The organism is Streptomyces sp. NPDC046985 (assembly GCF_040644415.1).
Taxonomy (GTDB): domain Bacteria; phylum Actinomycetota; class Actinomycetes; order Streptomycetales; family Streptomycetaceae; genus Streptomyces.
In genome coordinates this window covers 124,249-144,403 of record NZ_JBEYWK010000022.1, presented here as the reverse complement: position 1 = coordinate 144,403, position 20,155 = coordinate 124,249, and the positions used below count along the sequence as shown (strand labels likewise).

General features: G+C 74.0%; 16 protein-coding genes. 3 read left to right on the top strand and 13 right to left on the bottom strand.

The window, feature by feature from the left end:
• Both ABZ861_RS26220 and ABZ861_RS26215 read right to left on the bottom strand, forming a co-directional pair.
• On the bottom strand, positions 1-285 hold a 285-nt coding region (locus ABZ861_RS26220; RefSeq protein WP_361634662.1), incomplete at its 3' end, for a hypothetical protein.
• Between the two features lie 93 nt (positions 286-378).
• Entirely contained in the window at positions 379-1,386 is a 1,008-nt protein-coding gene (locus ABZ861_RS26215) for a stage II sporulation protein M (protein ID WP_361634691.1), read from the bottom strand.
• Between the two features lie 152 nt (positions 1,387-1,538).
• Here ABZ861_RS26215 and ABZ861_RS26210 point away from each other — a divergent pair, with 152 nt between their 5' ends.
• Positions 1,539-2,663 (top strand): RDD family protein, encoded by a 1,125-nt coding sequence (locus ABZ861_RS26210; RefSeq protein WP_361634659.1) that lies wholly within the window; start codon positions 1,539-1,541, stop codon positions 2,661-2,663.
• Positions 2,664-2,763: 100 nt separating this feature from the next.
• Here the strand turns inward: ABZ861_RS26210 and ABZ861_RS26205 are convergent, their stop codons facing one another.
• The 8 genes from ABZ861_RS26205 to ABZ861_RS26170 all read right to left on the bottom strand — a co-directional run bounded on the left by ABZ861_RS26205 (position 2,764) and on the right by ABZ861_RS26170 (position 11,673).
• A complete protein-coding gene (locus ABZ861_RS26205; RefSeq protein ID WP_361634656.1) occupies positions 2,764-3,381 on the bottom strand; it encodes a hypothetical protein in 618 nt (205 codons plus the stop codon).
• 123 nt (positions 3,382-3,504) lie between these two features.
• Positions 3,505-4,962 carry an adenosylhomocysteinase gene (ahcY, locus tag ABZ861_RS26200; protein ID WP_361634654.1) on the bottom strand — a complete coding sequence of 486 codons (1,458 nt, stop codon included), beginning with the start codon at positions 4,960-4,962 and terminating at the stop codon, positions 3,505-3,507.
• A gap of 375 nt (positions 4,963-5,337) precedes the next feature.
• Positions 5,338-6,321, bottom strand: a complete 984-nt coding sequence (locus ABZ861_RS26195; protein ID WP_361634651.1) for a cation diffusion facilitator family transporter — start codon at positions 6,319-6,321, stop codon at positions 5,338-5,340.
• A gap of 171 nt (positions 6,322-6,492) precedes the next feature.
• Positions 6,493-7,644 (bottom strand): mannose-6-phosphate isomerase, class I, encoded by a 1,152-nt coding sequence (gene manA / locus ABZ861_RS26190; protein WP_361634649.1) that lies wholly within the window; start codon positions 7,642-7,644, stop codon positions 6,493-6,495.
• 150 nt (positions 7,645-7,794) lie between these two features.
• Positions 7,795-8,922, bottom strand: coding sequence for an SIS domain-containing protein (locus tag ABZ861_RS26185; protein WP_361634646.1), 1,128 nt, complete (start codon positions 8,920-8,922; stop codon positions 7,795-7,797).
• 317 nt (positions 8,923-9,239) lie between these two features.
• Entirely contained in the window at positions 9,240-9,410 is a 171-nt protein-coding gene (locus ABZ861_RS26180) for a Trm112 family protein (protein WP_361634643.1), read from the bottom strand.
• Positions 9,411-9,534: 124 nt separating this feature from the next.
• A complete protein-coding gene (locus ABZ861_RS26175) occupies positions 9,535-10,899 on the bottom strand; it encodes a phosphomannomutase/phosphoglucomutase (protein WP_361634640.1) in 1,365 nt (454 codons plus the stop codon).
• 396 nt (positions 10,900-11,295) lie between these two features.
• Entirely contained in the window at positions 11,296-11,673 is a 378-nt protein-coding gene (locus ABZ861_RS26170; protein ID WP_031481227.1) for a DUF3499 domain-containing protein, read from the bottom strand.
• A gap of 343 nt (positions 11,674-12,016) precedes the next feature.
• Here ABZ861_RS26170 and ABZ861_RS26165 point away from each other — a divergent pair, with 343 nt between their 5' ends.
• Positions 12,017-12,466 (top strand): metallopeptidase family protein, encoded by a 450-nt coding sequence (locus tag ABZ861_RS26165; protein WP_361634688.1) that lies wholly within the window; start codon positions 12,017-12,019, stop codon positions 12,464-12,466.
• Between the two features lie 324 nt (positions 12,467-12,790).
• Here the strand turns inward: ABZ861_RS26165 and ABZ861_RS26160 are convergent, their stop codons facing one another.
• From ABZ861_RS26160 to ABZ861_RS26150, 3 genes are all read right to left on the bottom strand, one after another.
• Positions 12,791-14,317: a DUF5719 family protein gene (locus tag ABZ861_RS26160; protein WP_361634637.1), complete on the bottom strand. Its 1,527-nt coding sequence runs from the start codon at positions 14,315-14,317 to the stop codon at positions 12,791-12,793.
• Positions 14,314-18,237, bottom strand: a complete 3,924-nt coding sequence (locus ABZ861_RS26155) for a glycosyltransferase (RefSeq protein WP_361634634.1) — start codon at positions 18,235-18,237, stop codon at positions 14,314-14,316. Before ABZ861_RS26155 ends, ABZ861_RS26160 begins: the two co-directional genes overlap by 4 nt.
• Positions 18,238-18,457: 220 nt before the next feature.
• Positions 18,458-18,721 (bottom strand): WhiB family transcriptional regulator, encoded by a 264-nt coding sequence (locus ABZ861_RS26150; RefSeq protein ID WP_164338682.1) that lies wholly within the window; start codon positions 18,719-18,721, stop codon positions 18,458-18,460.
• Between the two features lie 771 nt (positions 18,722-19,492).
• Between ABZ861_RS26150 and ABZ861_RS26145 the strand changes: the two genes are divergently transcribed.
• Positions 19,493-20,014 carry a cysteine dioxygenase family protein gene (locus ABZ861_RS26145; protein ID WP_361634630.1) on the top strand — a complete coding sequence of 174 codons (522 nt, stop codon included), beginning with the start codon at positions 19,493-19,495 and terminating at the stop codon, positions 20,012-20,014.
• Positions 20,015-20,155 lie beyond the last annotated feature (141 nt).

Below are 20,155 nucleotides of genomic sequence, written 5' to 3'. Positions count from 1 at the left end.
TCTCAAGGAACGGACGCTTCCTTCGTACTCACCCTCTCGGGCTTTCCTCCGGGCGCTTCCCTTCGGTGTCTCCGACTCTATCAGACCGTTTCCGATCCGATTTCCTCGGTGCTTTCCGGGCTTTCGCTTTCGCGTTTTCCCTTCCGGCGGTTCCGACTTTATCAGAAGTTTTGGGCCGGTCTGACCGGCTGCTGTTTCCGATTCATCGGTGGCTTCTGCGAAATCGATGACTTCGGAAGCGAAGTAGATGTTCACTGTTGCTCGGCGGACGATGTCCATCTGCAAGCAACCGCTCTAACCTACCTCCCCCTTAGAGCCGTGTCAACAGCTCCGGTGGGGCGAAGAGGACAGTAGCAGCTCAAGAGCCCCCTGCGCACATCAAGCGGCCGTGGGCACGTCGGCGCTTCGCTCGGATGCAGTCACGTCTCCTGTGCCGCCCGCGCGCGCGGCCCGTCCGCCCAGGACGTAGACGTAGGCCAGGAAGGACAGCTCGACGGCGATTCCGATCCCTATGCGGGCCCAGGTGGGCAGGCCCGAGGGGGTCACGAAGCCTTCGATCGCGCCCGACACGAAGAGGACCAGGGCGAGGCCGATCGCCATGCCCAGGGCGGCTCTGCCCTCCTCGGCCAGCGCGCTCCGGCGCGGGCGCGGTCCGGGGTCGATGAGAGTCCAGCCCAGGCGCAGTCCCGTGCCGGCGGCGACGAAGACAGCGGTCAGCTCGAGCAGACCATGCGGCAGGACGAGGCCGAGGAACGTGTCGAGGCGTCCCGCTGAGGACATCAGCCCGAGGCCGACGCCCAGGTTGAGCATGTTCTCGAAGAGGATCCACAGGACCGGCAGTCCCAGAAAGACCCCCAGGACCAGGCACGTGGCCGTGGCCTGCGCGTTGTTCGTCCACACCTGAGCCGCGAAGGCCGCAGCGGGATGGCTGGAGTAATACGTCTCGTACTCTCCGCCGGGCCGCGTGAGCCGCCGGAGTTCGCCTGGGGCCGCGATCGTGGCCTGCACCTCCGGGTGGGCGCCGATCCACCAGCCGAGCAGGGCCGCGACGGCGAGGGACGCCACCGCCGTGGGGACCCACCAGTGCCGTGCCCGGTAGACCGCTGCGGGAAAGCCCTCCAGCAGGAAGCGAGTCACGTCGCGCCACGAGGCGCGGCGGGCGCCCGTCACCGCGCTGCGCGCGCGGGCGACCAGTTGGCTGAGCCTGCCGGTGAGCTGCGGGTCAGGGGCGCTGGACTGGATGAGTGAGAGATGGGTGGCGGTGCGCTGGTAGAGGGCGACGAGTTCGTCGGCCTCCGCTCCGGTGAGGCGGCGACGGCGGCGTAGCAAGGTGTCGAGACGGTCCCACTCGGCTCGGTGGGCGGAGACGAAGACGTCCAGGTCCATCGCTTCAGCCTGCTCCTCGGCTCGTCTTCGGCTGACGGTTCGATCACGCGTCGAACGCATCAGCTTGTCGTACTGCGGCGCGAATGCCCACAGCTTGGCAGACTGGCCGTCTGCGGAACGGGTCAAGGCGGGGCGGGGGAAGGGCGGCGGGCGTGAACGAGCTGGTGACGGGCGAGGCGGTGGCGCTGGAGTTGCGTCCTGCGAAGCTGCCCAGCAGGGCTTTGGCGGTGCTGCTCGATCTGGCCGTGGCGGTGGCCGTCTACCTCACGGTGACTCTGGTCTTGGTGGCTGCCACGGCGTCGCTGGACGACGCGGCGAAGGTGGCGGTGTCGATCGCCGCGTTCCTGCTCGTGCTGATCGGCGGGCCGATCGCGGTGGAGACGCTCAGCCACGGGCGGTCGCTGGGGAAGCTGGCGTGCGGGTTGCGGGTGGTCCGGGACGACGGGGGTCCGATCCGGTTCCGGCACGCTCTGGTGCGCGGTGCGCTGGGCGTGGTGGAGATCCTGATGACGTTCGGGATCGTCGCCTGCGTCGCGTCCCTCGTGTCGGCGCGGGGGCGTCGGCTGGGGGACGTCTTCGCGGGCACGCTGGTGGTGCGGGAGCGGGTCCCGGCCGGGCAGGCGTCGTTCCTGCCCCCGCCGCCGCCCTGGCTGGCCGAGCGGTTCTCCGCGCTGGACCTTTCGGCGGTGCCCGACAGGCTGTGGCTGGAGATCCGGCAGTACCTGGCGCGGATGCGGGAGCTGGATCCCCAGGTGGGCGGGGCCATGGCGCAGCGGCTGGCCGCGGATCTCTCGGCTGCCACCGGGACTCCGGCGCCGCCGGACGTCCCGCCGGCCGCGTATCTCGCGGCGGTGCTGCGGGAGCGGCAGGTGCGGGAGGCGCGGCGGGCGTTCGGGCACGGCCCTGCGGGGGCCGGGCCAGGGAGCGCGCTCCCTTATCCGGGGCGTCCCGGGTACGCGGCCTACCCGGCGCCTCACCCGACCTACTCGGCTCACCCGGACTACCCGGCGTACCCAGCTCACCCGGCCTACCCGAGCCACCTGACGTACCCGCCGTCTCCGGAGCCGCATTCCGCCCTTTCGGCGCCGCAGCCCCTGCCCTCGGCAGCTTCGTATCCCCCACCGCCAGTGGGTGGCGTTCCCGGCGGCCAGGGGCACTCCAGTCCCGTCGCTCAGCCCGCGGTCGGCGCATCCGGTCCTTTCCGGAACACGGCGGACGCCGAGCCCTCGTCGGGGCGTGCCAAGCCGCCTGCCACCGGGTTCGCACCGCCCGCGTAGGCCGCCCACGGAGCCGTCGAAAGGCGTTCACCGGTTCGGCGGCTGGCGGCGGGTCTTTCCACTTGTACGTCTTGCGCGTCTTAACGCGTCCGCGTCCCGGTCAGGTGGCGAAGGCGGAGGGCGGTGACTGGAGGTCTTCCAGCTCGACGCCGGGAGCGGCGAGGACGACGTCGCCGGCGAGGTGAACGGTGTGCCGTTCGCCCGTGTCCAGGGCTGTGACCTGGTACTCCTCCACGATCAGGGGGTCGTTGTCAGTGGCGTGTGCTTCTCTTTCTCTCAGGGCCCAGGACTGGTCCACGGTGCGGGGGGCGAGGACCGGTTCGGTGAAGGTGACGAGGCGGACGCGGGTGGCGGAGTCAGAGGGGGTGAGGCGCAGCAGACGGGCGGTGGCGACGAGGAACGCGGGGGACGTGCCGGTGAAGGCGTGGGCGCGCGCATTGCCTTCGGTGGCGTGGGTTCCGGTGGGGTCGGTGCGGACCCAGGTGACGCCGTCGAGGGCGGCGCCGCGCACCTGCCAGCCTCCGGTGTGGAGTTCGAGGCGGAGAGGGCGGCCGAGTGCGTCGAGTGCGAGGTCCACGGAGCCGCGGTGATCGCCCGAGGGGGTGGTGACCTGAGAGACGTAGCGCCAGCCGGAGGGGCCGGGGGCGCACTGGAAGTGCTCTTCTGCGAAGGGGGTGCGATCGTGCGGATCATGGAGCGAATAGCGGCCGCGGGGCATGGGGTTCCTGGGGCTTGACGGAGCGGTCCGTTCGCCGGGCCAAAGGGGCAGGCCCCCGGCACGGGGGTGCGGGGGCCTGCCTCGGAGGACCGGGGTGAGACGCGGGCGCGGCTCGGCGGTCGGTCAGTAGCGGTAGTGGTCCGCCTTGAACGGGCCGTCGACGTCGACGCCGATGTAGGCGGCCTGCTCCGGGCGCAGCTTGGTCAGCTTGACGCCGAGCGCGTCCAGGTGGAGGCGGGCGACCTTCTCGTCGAGGTGCTTGGGCAGCACGTAGACGCCGGTCGGGTACGCGTCGGGCTTGGTGAACAGCTCGATCTGGGCCAGGGTCTGGTCCGCGAAGGAGTTGGACATCACGAACGACGGGTGACCGGTGGCGTTGCCCAGGTTCAGCAGGCGGCCCTCGGACAGGACGATGATCTTCTTGCCCTCGGGGAACGTCCAGGTGTGGACCTGCGGCTTGACCTCGTCCTTGACGACGCCCGGGATCTTCGCCAGGCCGGCCATGTCGATCTCGTTGTCGAAGTGGCCGATGTTCCCGACGATCGCCTGGTGCTTCATCCTGGCCATGTCCGAGGCCATGATGATGTCCTTGTTGCCGGTGGTGGTGACGAAGATGTCAGCCGTCTCCACGACGTCGTCCAGGGTGGTCACCTGGTAGCCGTCCATCGCCGCCTGGAGCGCGCAGATCGGGTCGATCTCCGTGATGATCACACGGGCGCCCTGGCCGCGCAGCGACTCCGCGCAGCCCTTGCCCACGTCGCCGTAGCCGCACACCACGGCGGTCTTGCCGCCGATCAGGACGTCGGTGGCGCGGTTGATGCCGTCCACCAGCGAGTGCCGGCAGCCGTATTTGTTGTCGAACTTCGACTTCGTCACGGCGTCGTTGACGTTGATCGCGGGGAAGAGGAGCAGTCCGTCGCGCTGCATCTCGTACAGGCGGTGCACGCCCGTGGTGGTCTCCTCCGTCACACCGCGGATCTCGGAGGAGAGCTGCGTCCACTTCTGGGGGTCCTCGCCCAGGGTGCGGTTCAGCAACTGGAGGATGACGCGGTGCTCGTCGGACTCGGCGGTGTCGGGCGAGGGGACCTTGCCGTCCTTCTCGTACTCGACGCCCTTGTGCACCAGGAGGGTGGCGTCGCCGCCGTCGTCCAGGATCATGTTCGGGCCGCCGGTGGGGCTGTCAGGCCAGGTCAGCGCCTGCTCCGTGCACCACCAGTACTCCTCCAGGGTCTCGCCCTTCCAGGCGTAGACCGGGACGCCCTGGGGGTCGTCCGGGGTGCCGTTCGGGCCGACGGCGATGGCGGCGGCGGCGTGGTCCTGGGTGGAGAAGATGTTGCAGGACGCCCAGCGCACCCGGGCGCCGAGGGCCACCAGGGTCTCGATCAGCACGGCGGTCTGGACGGTCATGTGCAGGGAGCCGGTGACGCGGGCGCCCTTCAGGGGCTGCGCCTCGGCGTGCTCCTCGCGGAGCGCCATCAGGCCAGGCATCTCGTGCTCGGCGAGGGAGATCTCCTTGCGGCCGAACTCGGCAAGGGACAGGTCGGCGACCTTGAAGTCCTGTCGGTTGTCGACACTCGTCATTACGGGCTGCTCCTCGGTAATCGGGGCGAGGGTGGGTACGGCTGGCTCGCGCGACGGCGGACACAAGGGTGCCGACAGTGGACACAGGCGTGCCCGCGTGCGCGCAGCGCAGTCCGTCGGAGGCCCTCTCTCCCTCGGCCGGCCCACTGTGAGGCCGCCCGACCGCCATCAGCAGCGACGTCTGGCTCCGTCCCAAGCTACACCGGAGAGCCGGACGGCCCCAGCCCGCCTTCGCTCACATCGGGCCATTCGCACTAAGCCCCGCACGCCGGGGGCGCGGTGACCGGCGTGCGAGAACCGCGGATCAGGGCGGCCCGCGCCGCCGGGGCGGGGCGAGGGCGGGCGGCGGGCCCGTCGACCGGGGGGCTGGGGGCGTCAGTGGCCGGGGGCCGGGTGGGGCGTCGGGCCGCCCGGGGTGGCGTCGCGGTCCGGGCCCTTGGCCGCCTCGGCCTCGCTGTAGACGTCGGGCTCCAGGTAGATGACGCGGGCGATGGGCACGGCGGCGCGGACGCGGGCCTCGGCGGCGTCGATGGCGGCGGCGACCTGGGCGGCGGTGTCGTCGTGCCGTACGGCGATCTTGGCGGCGACGAGCAGTTCCTCGGGGCCGAGGTGGAGCGTGCGCATGTGGATGAGGCGGGGGACGGTGTCGCCGTCGACGACGGCCGCCTCGATCTGCCGGATCACGTCGGCGCCGGCGGCCTCGCCGAGCAGCAGCGACTTGGTCTCGGCGGCCAGGACGAGGGCGATCAGCACGAGCAGGACGCCGATGCAGACGGTGCCGGCGCCGTCCCAGACGCCGTCGCCGGTGAGCAGGGCGAGGCCGACGCCGACGAGGGCGAGCACCAGACCGATCAGCGCGCCGAAGTCCTCCAGCAGGACGACCGGCAGCTCGGGCGCCTTGGCGCGGCGGATGAACTGCGCCCAGGACAGCGTGCCGCGCAGTTCGCTGGACTCCTTGATGGCCGTGCGGAAGGAGAAGCCCTCGGCGACGACCGCGAAGACGAGCACGGCGACCGGCCAGTACCAGTGCTCCAGCGGGTGCGGGTGGCGGATCTTCTCGAAGCCCTCGTAGACGGCGAACATGCCGCCGACGGAGAACAGGACGATGGAGACCAGGAAGGCGTAGACGTAGCGCTCGCGGCCGTAGCCGAAGGGATGCTGCGGGGTCGCCTCGCGCTGGGCCTTCCTGCCGCCGATCAGCAGCAGGAACTGGTTGCCGGAGTCGGCGAGCGAGTGCACGCCCTCGGCGAGCATCGAGGAGGAGCCGCTGAAGGCGAAGGCCACGAACTTCGTTACGGCGATCGCGAGGTTGGCGCCGAGTGCCGCCACGATCGCCCTGGTGCCGCCTGACGCGCTCATGTGGTCGCGTGTCCCTTCGCCTTCGTGTCCATGTCCGCGCCGATGCCCGTGTCCGGGTTCGTCCCGGCGCCAGCCGTTCTGCGCCGGTCGCCGTCGGCCCGTCGCGGCCTTTTGCCCGCCCTTTGCCGGTGGGTCATTGTTGCAGCCCCGTGCGGCGGCGGACACGGCGGTTCAGACGCGGACGGTGGCCCTGAAGAGCGTGCCGGTCCCGGAGATCTCGGCCTTCTCCCCCGCCGGGACGAACACCGACTGTCCCGGAGTCAGCTCGCACTCCCCCGCGCGGAGCGAACCGGCGGTGCAGAGCAGGATCTGCGGGGCGTTCCGGGTGAGGTCATGGGCCGGGGCGCCTTCGGGGAGGACGAAGCGGGAGAGGCGGAACTCGTCGATGGGGGTCGGGTAGACCTCCTCGCCGTCCGCGGCCGCCTCCGGGCGCAGCACGCCGGGGTCACCGGGCTGGAAGCGGACGACGCGCAGGAGTTCGGGGACGTCGACGTGCTTGGGGGTCAGGCCGCAGCGCAGGACGTTGTCGGAGTTGGCCATGATCTCCACGCCCAGGCCGTTCAGGTAGGCGTGCGGGATGCCGGCGCCGAGGAACAGGGCCTCGCCGGGCTGGAGGCGGACGTGGTGCAGGAGCATGGCGGCCAGGACGCCCGGATCGCCGGGGTAGTGGCGGGCGAGGTCCGCGTAGGGGGCGTGGTCGCCGCCGAGGCGGGCGCAGGCGGCCGCGGTCTCGGCGACCGTGCGGGCCATCTCCTCGCGGTCGGCGGTGAGCATCGCGGTCAGCGCCTCGCGCAGGGCCGCCTCTTCGGGGCGGGCGTGCAGCAGGCCGACGTAGGGCTTGAGGGAGTCGACGCCTAGGGCGTCGAGCAGGGCGGCGGCCTGCCGGGGCTCGCGGAAGCCGCACAGGCCGTCGAACTCGGTGAGCGCGCAGATCAGTTCGGGCTTGTGGTTGGCGTCCTTGTAGTTGCGGTACGGGGCGTCCACGGGGACGCTGCGGCGCTCCTCGTCGGCGTAGCCCGCCGCGGCCTGTCCGAGGTCGGGGTGCACCTGGAGGGAGAGGGGGGCGGCGGCGGCGAGGATCTTGAACAGGAAGGGCAGGCGCGGTCCGAACGCGGCGACGGCCTGGGCGCCGAGTTCGCCTTCGGGATCGGCCGCGATGACGTCGTCGAGGGCGCCGCGGGCGGTGCCGGACGGCGCGCCGGGGTGGGCGCCCATCCACATCTCCGCCTGGGGTTCGCCGGTCGGTTCGGCGCCGAGCAGGCGGGCGAGGGCGGTGGTGGAACCCCAGGCGTAGGGGCGGATGGTGTTGTCCAGGCGGTCCATGCGCTTCTTTCTGCGGGGTCTCGTCACGGCGGTGTCGCGCGGTATGCGGGGAAGCGGGCGGCGCGCGGGGAGGCGGGCGGCGCGGGGCGCTCGCGGGGCGCCGCTCCGCCACCGCCGCGCCTCTGGGGCGGGGCGGGCGCCCAGGACAGATCAGGCCCCGGAGGCGAGCGCCAGGTAAACGGCGGTGAAATCGGTGACGGCGATCAGTTCCGCGAGGGTCTCGATCTCGCCGCCCGGTTCCGGCTCCAGCTCGCTGATCGGCGTGTCGTGGCTGAGGGCCAGGTCGCGGGCGGCGGGAGCGGCGGTGAGACCGCTGAGGGGCCGGTCGCGGAGCAGCACCACGCGCGCGTGCCAGGCGGGCGACTCGTCGACGCGGTCGCGGAAGAAGTCGTCCGGGTCGGCGCGGGCGGCCAGCGGCCCGGCGAGCAGGGCGTTGTGCTCGGCCAGCGCCTCGGGCAGCTCGGCGACGACGGAGGGGAGCCCGGCCAGTTCGGCCAGCCCGGCGGCGAAGCGGCGGCCGGCGGGACCGGCGGAGACGCCCTCGGTCCACACCACGGGCAGCGCCTCGGCGAGTTCGGCGGCGAGGGTCTTGGCCGGGTTGCTGTACGTGGCGATGGCGGGGCCGCAGCGCTCGGCCACGGCGTCGAGGCGGTCCGCGACCGCCGCCAGGGCGTCCGGGGGCGCGGTGAGCAGGCCGACGCGGTCCAGGAGCACGAGCAGCGGGGTGAGCAGCGCCCACAGCACGCCGGGGGCGGACCCGGCGAGGGGTTCGCCGTGGTCGTAGGGAGCGGTCGCCATGGGGAGGAACAGGCCGTGGGCGCCGCTGACGGCCTCGGCGAGCGGGGTGCCGGCCGGGGCGACGGCGACGACGGCGCAGCCGCGCCGGTACGCCTGTTCGGCGAGCAGGCCGAGGCTCGGCTCGGCGCCGTCCGGGGTGGCGATCAGCAGCAGGTCCACGGAGCCGGTCCAGCCGGGCAGCTCCCAGCGCAGGGCGCCGGAGGCGGAGGCGACGCCGGTGGGCGCGAGCCGGGTGACGGGGCTGCCGGCGCCGGCGAGGGCGCCGAGCAGGTCGGCGGCATGGGTGGCGGCGGCGCCGGGTCCGGCGATCAGCACGGAGCGGGGGCGGCCGTCGGGTTTCAGGTCGCCCACGCCCGCCTCGGCGGCGAGCCGGGCGGCGGTGCGGACCCGGGCGCCGGCCTCGGCGGCGCCGCGGAGGAGTCCGCGGCGGTCGGCCTCGGCGAGCGTCTCCGGGGCGTCGAGCAGCGATTCGTCGAGCATGGGCGGCCTCCGATCGGGCTCCGAGCGCCGGGGCGTGAAGACGTCGAGACGGCGGTCCTCGGGGCGGCGGTTTGCCGGAACGGCGGGATTGCCGGAACGGCAGGTTCGCCGGAACGGCGGGATTGCCGAGACGGCGGGATTGCCGGAACAGCGCCGGGACGGCGGGGACGTCACGCCGCCGCAGCGCCAGCGGCGCTGGACCGCGGTCACGGAACGCGAGCCACGGCGAGGGGGCGCGCTCTCGCCGGGCAGCGGTCGCGGGACGCCGGTCGCGGCGGCCGCCGCTCGCGCGGGACGTCAGGCCGTCGGGGCGGCGGTCACGCGGGGCGGCGGGCCTCGTCGACGAGCAGGACGGGGATGCCGTCGCGGACCGGGTAGGCCAGGCCGCAGCCCTGACCGGTGCAGATCAGCTCGGCCTCCTGCTCCCGGAGCGGGGCGTGGCAGGCAGGGCAGGCGAGGATCTCCAGGAGGCCGGCTTCGAGCGGCATGGCGTTCCCTCCGGGGCGTGAGAGGCGGATAGGGACTGTTCAGCGGTACTGGGGGCACGGCGGGTACGGACGTGCCTGGTCAGGGTACCGCCGGTGGGAGACCGGCGGCGGTGCGGTGCGCGGCTCAGCCGCGGATGACGGCCAGGGCCTCGTCGCGCACCTTGGCCATGGTCGCCTCGTCCTTGGCCTCGGCGTTCAGGCGGAGCAGGGGTTCGGTGTTGGACGGGCGGACGTTGAACCACCAGTCGGGGCCGGTGACGGTGAGGCCGTCGAGTTCGTCGAGGACGACGTCCTCGCGGCCGGTGTAGCGGGTCCTGATCGCGGCGAGGCGGCCGGGCTGGTCGGCGACCGTGGAGTTGATCTCGCCGGAGCCGGCGTAGCGGTCGTACTGGGCCACCAGGGCCGACAGGGGCCGCTCCTGGCCGCCGAGGGCGGCGAGGACGTGCAGGGCGGCCAGCATGCCGGTGTCGGCGTTCCAGAAGTCCTTGAAGTAGTAGTGCGCGGAGTGCTCGCCGCCGAAGATCGCGCCGGTGCGCGCCATCTCGCCCTTGATGAAGGAGTGGCCCACGCGGGTGCGCACGGGCGTGCCACCGTTCTCCCGCACCACCTCGGGGACCGAGAGGGAGGTGATGAGGTTGTGGATGACGACGCCTCGGCCGCCGTGCCGGGCCAGTTCGCGGGCGGCCACCAGCGCGGTGATCGCGGACGGCGAGACCGGCTCGCCGCGCTCGTCGACGGCGAAGCAGCGGTCGGCGTCGCCGTCGAAGGCCAGGCCGAGGTCGGCGCGCTCCTCGCGGACCCGCCGCTGGAGGTCGACGAGGTTGGCCGGGTCGAGCGGGTTCGCCTCGTGGTGGGGAAAGGTGCCGTCGAGTTCGAAGTACATCGGGACGAGGTCGACGGGCAGCCCGTTCAGGACCGGCGGGACGGTGAGCCCGCCCATGCCGTTGCCCGCGTCGACGACGACCTTCAGCGGACGGATGGCGGTCACGTCGACGAGGGAGCGCAGGTGCGCCGCGTAGTCCTCCAGCGTGTCGCGCTGGCTGACCGCGCCGGTGCGGGCGGCCGGCGCCGGGGCGCCCGACGCGCGCCACCGCTCGACCAGTTCGCGGATCTCGGCCAGGCCCGAGTCCTGGCCGACGGGGGCCGCGCCCGCCCGGCACATTTTGATGCCGTTGTACTGGGCCGGGTTGTGCGAGGCGGTGAACATCGCGCCGGGCAGGCCGAGCGCGCCGGAGGCGTAGTAGAGCTGGTCGGTCGAGCAGAGCCCGATCTCGGTGACGTCGGCGCCGCGCCGCGCCGCGCCCCGGGCGAAGGCGCGGGACAGGCCCGGCGACGACGGCCTCATGTCGTGACCGGTCACGAGCGCGGCGGCGCCGGTCACCTCGGCGAAGGCGGCCCCGAACAACTCGGCCAGGGACTCGTCCCACTGGTCCGGGACCACCCCCCGCACGTCGTACGCCTTCACGATCTGCGAGAGATCAGCAGCCACGGCCAACCCTTCTGACGTCCCAATCGGTCCCCACAAACTACCGGTCCGAGACGGCCCGACCGGCCCACGACCGGCCCGGCGCGCACACCCGCGTGCAACTGGACGGGCGCCGCGCGGACTTGTCAGGTCACGTGCGCGGTCGCCGTCGGCCTCGGGGGGCTGGGCAGCCTGACAACCGAGGGTTTGAACGTGCAGCCGGTCGCCGTCGGACTCGGGGGGCTGGGGCGGGCTGTCTGCCGTGCCTGCGGGCGGGTTGCCGCGCCGGGAAGGCATGTAGCGCCGGGGAGTGCCGCGGAGAGGCAGTCGCGTCGCAAGGTAGGGATGCAGCGCCGGGGAGTGCCCCGGAGAGGCAGTCGCGTCGCAAGGGCGCCGACTCGCCGTGCGGCTGACGGCTCGTCAGTTGTCGGGGGACCGCAGGACCCGCAGATGGCCGCGCCGCGCGACCTCCATCGGGTCCGCGCCGCGCGCCCCGCCGCCTCCGGCCTGCGCCGCGCGCTCCTGGGGCCGGGCCGCCTCGCGCACCGCGTTGGCGAGCGCCTCCAGATCGTCGCCGCTGGGGCGGGCGGGCGCCGAGCCGTCGAGGAGCCGGACCACCTCCCAGCCGCGCGGGGCGGTGAGGCGCTCGGAGTGCTCGGCGCACAGGTCGTAGCAGTGGGGTTCGGCGTAGGTGGCGAGCGGGCCGAGGACCGCGGTCGAGTCGGCGTAGACGTACGTCAGCGTCGCTACGGCAGGACGGCCGCAAGCGGTGCGCGAACAGCGACGTACAGGGCTCACGACGTTGGACGGTACCGCACTCTTGAGCGGGCCGCGACGACTCCGCGCCAGGCCGCCCCGCCGTGTCGTGCCGTGAGACGCCTCACACCCTCCCTCCAGCACCCCTTGCTGACCTGCACGAACGGCCGCCGAGGCAAGGCCGGGGCGCTCGCCGCTCCGGTCGCGATCCGGCACAAACGGCGCCATTCTCCAGGTGCTCCGGAGTCGTCAGAGAGATCGCTTGGGGAGGGATCCTGGAGGGATCCGGCGGAGACCGGCCGCTGCGCGTCCGCGTCCGGCGCGTGTCCGCGGCGACGCGGGGAGCCGGGCGCGGCGGGGCGGCGGGGACTACGCTTCAGCGGTGATGGACAACCGTGTTCCGCCCCGTGCCGCAGGCCCGGGGCCCCGACGACGTGATCGCCACGGCCGGGGCATGCGCGGCCCGATCGCGCCGCCCCAGGTGCCGCTGGCCGCGAGCCGCGCCGACGCGTTCGCGGATCTCGTGCAGGACTCCGTGGACCGCCTGGAACGGCGGTGGCCGCAGTTGACCGAGATCGACTTCCTGGTGCTCGAGGTGCCGCGGCTGGACGGCCCGAAGGACTCCTTCAGCGACGAGCCGGTGCCGCTCGGCGGCACGGTCGCGGCCCAGGACGGGGAGCGGGCGCGGGTGGTCGTCTATCGGCGGCCGGTGGAGATCCGCAGCAAGGGCCGCGAGGAGCGGGCCGCGCTTGTGCACGAGATCGTGGTCGAGCAGGTGGCCGAGCTGCTCGGGCTGACGCCGGAGACGGTGGACCCCCGCTACGGCGAGGACTGAACCGAGGACCGAACCAGGGTTCCCGCCCGCACCAGCCGGGCCCCCGACCGGGCTCCACCAGCACGGGCGCTCCCGTCGGCGCCCTGCGCCAGCGCGGCACGCGCGCGGCCAGGCTCCACCAGCACGGGCGCTCCTCGGCACGGGCCCTCGCACGGGCCCTCATCGGGAAGGCCCCCTCGACGGGAACAGCTCCCGCCCCCCTTCGCGGGAACGCCTTCTCGCCGCACTCCCCTGGGACGCCCACGCCACGCCCCGCCGAGCCGGGTCCCGCCCCTCCCCCGCGACGGGAACCGCGACCCCCGCGACAGAACCCCGTTCCGTCCGTCAGGACCGTTGCAGCACGGACACGTCCTGGTCCGCGTGCGGGACGAACACCGTTCCCCGGTCGTCCGGCAGGGTCTGGACCGTGACGCCGGGGACGCCCTCCTCCGTGGCGGTGAGGATGCGCGCCCCGTAGACCGGGCCGCCGGACAGGTGCTCCACCGTCAGGGCGTAGGCGCCCTTCAGGCCGGAGGGGACCGGCGCGGTGACGTCCTCCGTGGCGCCCGCCTTGATCGTGTACGTCTTCGACGCCGCCGTACCGCCTCCGCTGCCGGCCGAGGCGGTGACCCTGACCTGTGCGGCGGCGGTGGGCGCGGTCAGCGACAGCGTGGAGCCCTTCTCGCCGCCGTCGGCCGAGCTGGCGCGCGCGGTGACGGGTGCGGTCGCCGGGATGAACGCCGTCTCCTGCTTGCCGCCCTTGCCCCGGGTCACCTGGAGCGCGGCGGTCACCGGCACGGGCGGCCCGGACTGGGTCAGCACCAGGGCGCCCGCCTCTCCACGGGTGAGGTCGCCTAGGTCGACGGCGGTCGTCGCGCCGCCCTTCAGGTGCACGCTGTCGTGGCCCGCCGGGGCGATCAGCCCGGACGGGGAGGCGAGCCGCACCTTCAGGTCGGCGTCGGCGTCGGCGGGCGTGAAGGCGATCAGCCGGACCGAGGTCGCGTCCTTGGGGATGCCCGGCAGCACCAGCGCCTCCGCGGGCTCGGCGGCGGTCAGCCAGTCCCCGCCGATCTTGTCGTCCAGGGCCTGGACCGCCGCGCCGACCCGCCCGCTGCGCACGCTGACGTGCGCCGTCAGGTTCTCCTGCGGCGCGTCGGCGAGGGTGGACAGCAGGACGCGTTCACTGGCGTGCGGGGCGACCGTGATGCCCTCGCCCACCTGCGACTTCACGGCGCCGTCCTTGCCGTACAGCTCGATGTCGACGACCGCGGAGGAGTCGTCGGGGTTGGTCAGGTTCAGGTAGTCGGTGCGGTGGTCGGCGGTGCTCGCGCCGGGGAACCAGAAGTCGGTGTCGGGCGCGGTGCAGTCGACGCCGAGCAGCCCGCGGCCGGTGCCCGCGGCGACCTCGGTGGTCTGCTGGAGGGTCCAGCCGGGCGCGAACCTGCCCTCGGCCGTGCCGACCAGCGCGGGCGCGTCTCCGCCCGAGGCGTCGCCGGTGACCGGCGCGCCGGGGGCCCTGGGCGCGAGCACGGGCTTGGCGGCCTTCTGCGCGCCCTTGCCGGCCTTCCCGCCGCTGCCGCCCTTGCCGCCGGCGGCCGAGGCGGCCGAATCCCCGGCGGCCGCCCGGAGCGTGGCCGTGCCGTCGCCGCCCGCGCCCTGGGTCACGGGGGTGAAGGACGCGTAGGAGGTATCGGCTATGTCGGAGTCGCTGGGCGCCGGGCAGACCAGGGTGGTCCGCTCGACGGGCAGCCGGGCCGCCGCCACGGCGCCGGCCCCGGCGCCGGACGCGTCCGGGGTGTCCAGCGCGGCGAATCCGGTGACGGCGGCCAGCGCGGTCACACCGGCGATCAGGGACAGGGTGGTGCGGTTCACTGCTGGCTCCCGTCGGGGCGCTCGCCGCCCATGCCGTGCGAGGGGTGCGAGGGGTGCTGCGCCGGGTCGTACGGCTCCTCGTAGCCCTGGTGGTACGTCGCGGGGTCGTAGGGCGCCGTCGGCGGCTGGGCGCCGTAGGCGTAGGGGTCGTACGGGTCGCCCTGGTAGGGGGCGGCCTGGTCGCCTTGGGCGCCTTGATACGGGTCGCCGTGGACGCCCTGGTACGCCTGGTCGTAGCCGCCCCCTTGGTAGGGGTGGGCGTGGGCCGGGTCGGCCGGGTACGGCTGCCCGCCGTAGGCGCCGTACTCGTCGGCCGCGCCCGGCGCGGGCTGCTGGTGCTGCGCGTGCTGCGCCCCGGCGTAGGCGACGGCGGCGTCCCAGTCATCGGAGTCAGAGTCGGCGGAGCCGGAATCGGAGTCGGAACCGGCGCCGGTTCCGGAGTCGCCGTACGCGTACGCGTCGTAGGACGCCTGGTGCGGCACGGCGACGGGGTCCTGCGCGGGGGGCGCGGGCGGGGTGCCGGGAGCGGCCGGGGGCTGCTGCTGCGCGGCCTCCTCGGCCTCGGCCTGGGCGCGCAGTCGGCGCGCGCGACGGCCCTCCCCGTCGCCGCCGGACGGGGCGGCCACGGGCTGCTCCTCGGGCAGGTCGTCGTCGACCCGGATCCTGCGGCCGGGCAGGGCGAGGACGACGAGGACGACGGCCAGGGCGCCCTGGACCCACAGCCAGGCGGTGTGGCCGAACGGGTCGTCGAAGGCGACGTCGAGCCGACCGCCGGAGGCGGGCAGCGCGAAGCCCTGGGCCCATCCGTCGAGGGTGGTGCGGGTCAGCGGCTTGCCGTCCAGGGTCGCCGTCCAGCCCGGGTCGGCCGAGTCGGCCAGGCGCAGGGTGCGGCCCGCGGCGCCGGACGGGATCGTGGTGTGGATCTCGACGGGTCCGGCGGCGACGGGCTGCGGCGTGGTCGTGTCGCCGCCCCCGGCGCCCGAGCCGGGAGCGGCGGGCACGACGGCGGCGCGCGAGACCTCCCGGTCCACCCGCCACAGGGCGGCGCCGTCCTGACGGCTGAGCCGGCTCAGTCCCGGAGTGGCGTCGAGGACGCGGCTGATCTCGCGGGGGGCGCCCTGGTGGACGAGGACGTACCGCACGGCGAAGCCGCCGAGCTGGCCGGCCTGGTCCGCGCCGGAACCGGCGACCAGGTTGGCGACGACCTTGTCGAGCCGGGCGTCGCCGCCCGCGGCGGCCGCCTCGGCGTCGCCCATGCGCACACCGGAGCCGCGGACCAGCATGTAGCCGACGTGGGCGGGGGAGTCGCTGTCGAGGACCAGGGTGCGCGCCTGGTCGCGGGTGCCGCTCTCCTCGGCGACGAACGCGGGCACCTGCACCGGGTCGCGGCGCTCCACCGGGCCGTCGGCGCCGCGGATCACCCAGCCCGCGAGGAGGAGCAGGGGACCGGCGGCCGAGGCCAACGCGATCAGCGCGGCGACCGGCTGGCGCCAGCCGAAGCTCTGTTCGGCCACGCGGGAGCGCGCTCCGTCGGCGCCGAGCGCGGCGGCGGCCAGCAGGGCGAGGCCGTAGACGAGGGCGGCGGGTCCGGCCCAGGCGGACCGGTTGGACAGGACCGCGAAGACGAGAGCGGTCAGGGCGACGGCCCAGGCGGTCAGGACGGCCCGTCGGCGCTGTCCGCGCAGCAGGGCGGCCAGCGCGGCCAGGACGATGCCGAGGAGCATCAGCCCGTGCGGGGCGCCCGGCCCGCCCGGCGCGGCGCCCAGCAGGTCGAGGGCGGACGCGGCCGACGGGCCGTAGTCCAGGCCGGCCTCGTGGAAGAAGCCGAACGGCAGCAGCGTCAGCGACCAGGGCGCCAGGACCAGCAGCGGGGTGCCCGTCTGGGCCAGGAAGCGCAGCCCGTAGGCCACGAGGTCGCGTCGGCGCACGACGAGCACGGCGGCGCCGAGGACGAACGCGAGGGGCCAGACGAGGGGCGTGAAGGCGGTGGTGATCGTCAGCAGCAGGGCGTACGCCCAGGTGGCGCGCCAGCTCCCGCGCGCCCCGGAGCGGCGGGCCAGGCCGCTGGCCGCGAGGGCCGCGCGGGCGATCAGGGGCAGCAGCACGGCCAGGACGGCGGTGCCGATCCGTCCGCCGGCCAGCGCGCCGGTGACGGCGGGCAGGACGGCGTAGACGACGGCCGCCCAGGCGCGCAGCAGCCGGGAGGGGACGAGCGGGCGGGAGGCGAAGTAGGCGGTGAACCCGGCCAGCGGCACCGAGCCGACCAGCAGCACGGTGACCGCGAGGCCGGTCGAGCCGAGCAGCAGGGAGGCGAGCGTCGCCATGAGCGCCAGGTACGGCGGCGCGGACGGGGTCCCCCCGGCGCCGACCGGGTGCCAGGAGTCGAGGTAGCGCGACCACAGCTCGGAGGCGTCGGCCGGTGCGGGCAGCAGGGCGCCGCCCGCGAGCGCGCCGCCGCCCAGCAGGTTGCGGCAGGCGGCCAGGGAGACGGCCAGCAGCACCAGGAAGAGCACCGGGCCGGGCTTGCGGGCAATGCGCTTGAGCCGGGCGAACTGCTCGATCTCCAGGAAGTCCGCGTCGTCGCCGCCGGGCCCGGACTCCACCGCGCCGCCGTGCCGGCCGGCGGAGGAGACCTCCGGGTCGGAGCGGCCGACGAGATTGCCGGCGACCTGTTCGACGGTGGCGCGGATGGTCGCTCCGGGCGGCGGGAACAGGGGCCGCAGCTCGCTCTGGTCGATCTGCGGCCTGCCGCGGGCGCGGCGTCCCGCGAGGATCCGCTCGGGCCGCAGCAGCGTGCCCGCCAGGCCGCGGATCTCGTCGAGCGCCTGGCCGGGGACCTTGCCGACGAGGTAGGCGACGGTGCGCAGCAGCGTGCCGAGGATCAGGCGCAGCAGCACCCAGGGCAGCGCCGCGGTGCGGGTGTTGACGAGGAGGGTGTAGACGGCGCCCGCCTTGTCGACCTTGTGCGGGGAGGCCGCGGTGCGCCCCACGCAGTCGACGGCGCGGCGCTCGCGCGAGGCGGCCTCGGCGTGCCGGACGACGGCCTCGGGCGCGACGAGGACGCGGTGGCCCGCGGCGTGGACGCGCCAGCACAGGTCGACGTCGTCGCGCATCAGGGGCAGCCTGCGGTCGAACCCGCCCAGTCGCTCGAAGACATCACGCCGGATCAGCATCCCGGCGGTGGACACGGACAGCACGGAGCGGACGTGGTCGTGCTGTCCCTGGTCCTGTTCGCGACGGTCAAGACCGGTCCAACGGCGGCCGGAGTGCGCGATGCTGACGCCCACTTCGAGGAGCTGGCGGCGGTCGTACCAGCCGCGCAGCTTGGGGCCGACCACCGCCACGTCGTCGCGGCCGAGTTCGGCCTCCGCGTCCACGAGGCGCAGCATCTCGGCCAGGGCGCCCGCTTCGGGGGCGCAGTCGTCGTGCAGCAGCCACAGCCACTGCACCGGTTCTCCGTAGGGGAGTTCGGGCAGGTCGTAGGCGTCGTCGCGCCAACTGCGGGTGACGGGGTCCCAGCCGCTGGGGCGTTTGAGGTAGGGCAGGTGGTCCGGGGTGAGGCGGGGGACGGCGCGGGCGGCCTCCTCGACGGCCTGGCCGAAGCCGGTGCGCCGGGCGAGGTGCAGGACGCGGTCGGCGCCGAGGGCGTCGGTGAGCACCTGGGCGGAGGCGTCCGCGCTGCCGGTGTCGGCCGCCACCGCGTCCTGCACCGGACGCTCCTGGCCGAGCAGGCCGGCGACCGCGTCGGGCAGCCAGCGGGCGCCGTCGTGGGAGACGAGGACGGCGGTGACGACGTGCCGCGGGAAGTCCGGCGGGCGGTTCGGGTCGGCCTCCGGGGCGGACCGCGTCGCGCGCGCGGGGTCGGACGGCGCGGAGGGGACGTCGTCGTAGTGGGCTGCCGTATGGCTGTGCACGGACATCGAGATACACGGCCCCGGTTCGGTGGACTGCGGTGGACGCCCGCGCTCCCTGGGGAGGGTCTCCCGCAAGAGGAGCGGGCCTCTCGGACGAGCGACCACACTACTGGCTGACCAGGACGGCGGCCCGCCGCCTGTGGATAACCCACTCGCGACGGGCCGTTCGTGACGTTCTCTGGGGGATGCGTGCACACGGTCGGCGCCGGGCGCCGGTGGCGAAGGGTCAGACGGCCGCCTTCTTCAGGCGGCGCCGCTCGCGCTCGGACAGGCCGCCCCAGATGCCGAAGCGCTCGTCGTTGGCCAGGGCGTACTCAAGACACTCGGAGCGGACCTCGCAGGCGAGGCAGACCTTCTTGGCCTCTCTGGTGGAGCCGCCCTTCTCGGGGAAGAAGGACTCGGGGTCGGTCTGGGCGCACAGTGCGCGCTCCTGCCAGCCGAGTTCCTCGTCCGCGTCGTCGACCAGCAGTTCCTGCACCAGCTCGGTCATGTGCGCCCCTCGTCTGTTCTTTCGCGTCCCCGTGATGTGGCCGTCACCGATCGCGGCTGAACGACACGAGTGAAATTACAAGTGTGCTGCTCCGGGCGAGTCAAGCTGAGATCTGCTATTGGGCCCCTTATTCACTCTGCGGAACCAAGGCCATGCAGAAAGTGTTCAAATCGGCATAAACCTTGACACGCAGCCGACGCCCCGAAGACGTCGGGTCCTGCGCGGCGCTCCCGAGGAGCCCGCGAGCGAAAGGACGCGCTGGCCTTCGAACTCGTTCCGACACGCACGGCGAAGCGAACCGGATCACAGTCTGATCACGGGATGGCGACGGCGTTTGCGCGCCCGGCATGTGCGCCATGTGTCCCGGCTCCCCGGTGAGCAAACCTTTCACCTAGTAGGTGAACCGGATGAGGTGAAACATGTCCCATATTTCGGGCGGTGAGTTGACAGGGGTGGTGTGAGCCGGTGTTCTTGTGGGTATGTCGGCGCACCCCGCATCCACCTCGACCCGCACCGCCGGGTCGCACGGTGCTGCCCGCGCCCGCTGTAGCTGTTGTCTTCGCTGCTGTTGAGCCACGCGCCTGAGCGCGCTCCAGCCGCCGTCCGGACCTCTCCCGCAGGCTTGCGGAGAACCGGCACTCCCTTTCGTTCAGCTTCGCTCGGCTTCGTTTCGCGTCCTTGAGCGTGCGTAAGCGCTCTCCCGCTTCCTCCCCTTCCTCGCCGCGCACCGCGCACTCCCCCGCCGCCTCCACCGAGGGACGACCACACTCCATGAACAGCGACAGCGACCTCCAGATCGCAGGCGACCTCCTCGAAGTCCCCCACCTGCTCCAGCCTCCGCGCGAGCACCCGGCCACCGTCGCCGAGTTCGCCGGCCTGGCCCGCTCCCTCGCTGCCGATCGCGCTCAGTGGGAGCACCTGGTCCGCTACGACGCCGCGGCCCGCTGGTACCACCGGCTGCGCACCGGCCCCGGCTACGAGGTGTGGCTGCTGTCCTGGGTGCCCGGACAGGGCAGCGGGCGGCACGACCACGGCCCGTCCAGCGGTGTGCTCACCGTCCTGGACGGCGCCCTGACCGAGCACACCCGGCACGGCACGCGCGCGCTGGAGGCGGGCGCGCAGCGCGTGTTCGCGCCCGGCTACGCGCACGAGGTCGTCAACGACACACTGGGCCCGGCCGTCAGCCTGCACGTGTACTTCCCCGGCCTGACCGAGATGACCATGCTCCCGCGGTCCTCGGCGGAGGCCGTCGCCGCCTGCGCTCAGGCCGCCGCCGAGGCGCTCGGGGCGTAGCCGAGGCGGACGGGGCGCGGCCGTCGGGCCGCCGAGCGCATGGCCGCCGGGGCGCCGAGGCACGGCCGCCGAGCGCGCGGCCGTCGGCGTGCGGAAAGCCCGGCCGCCGGGCCCGGCAGCCGGGCTGGCGCCGCGTTGTCC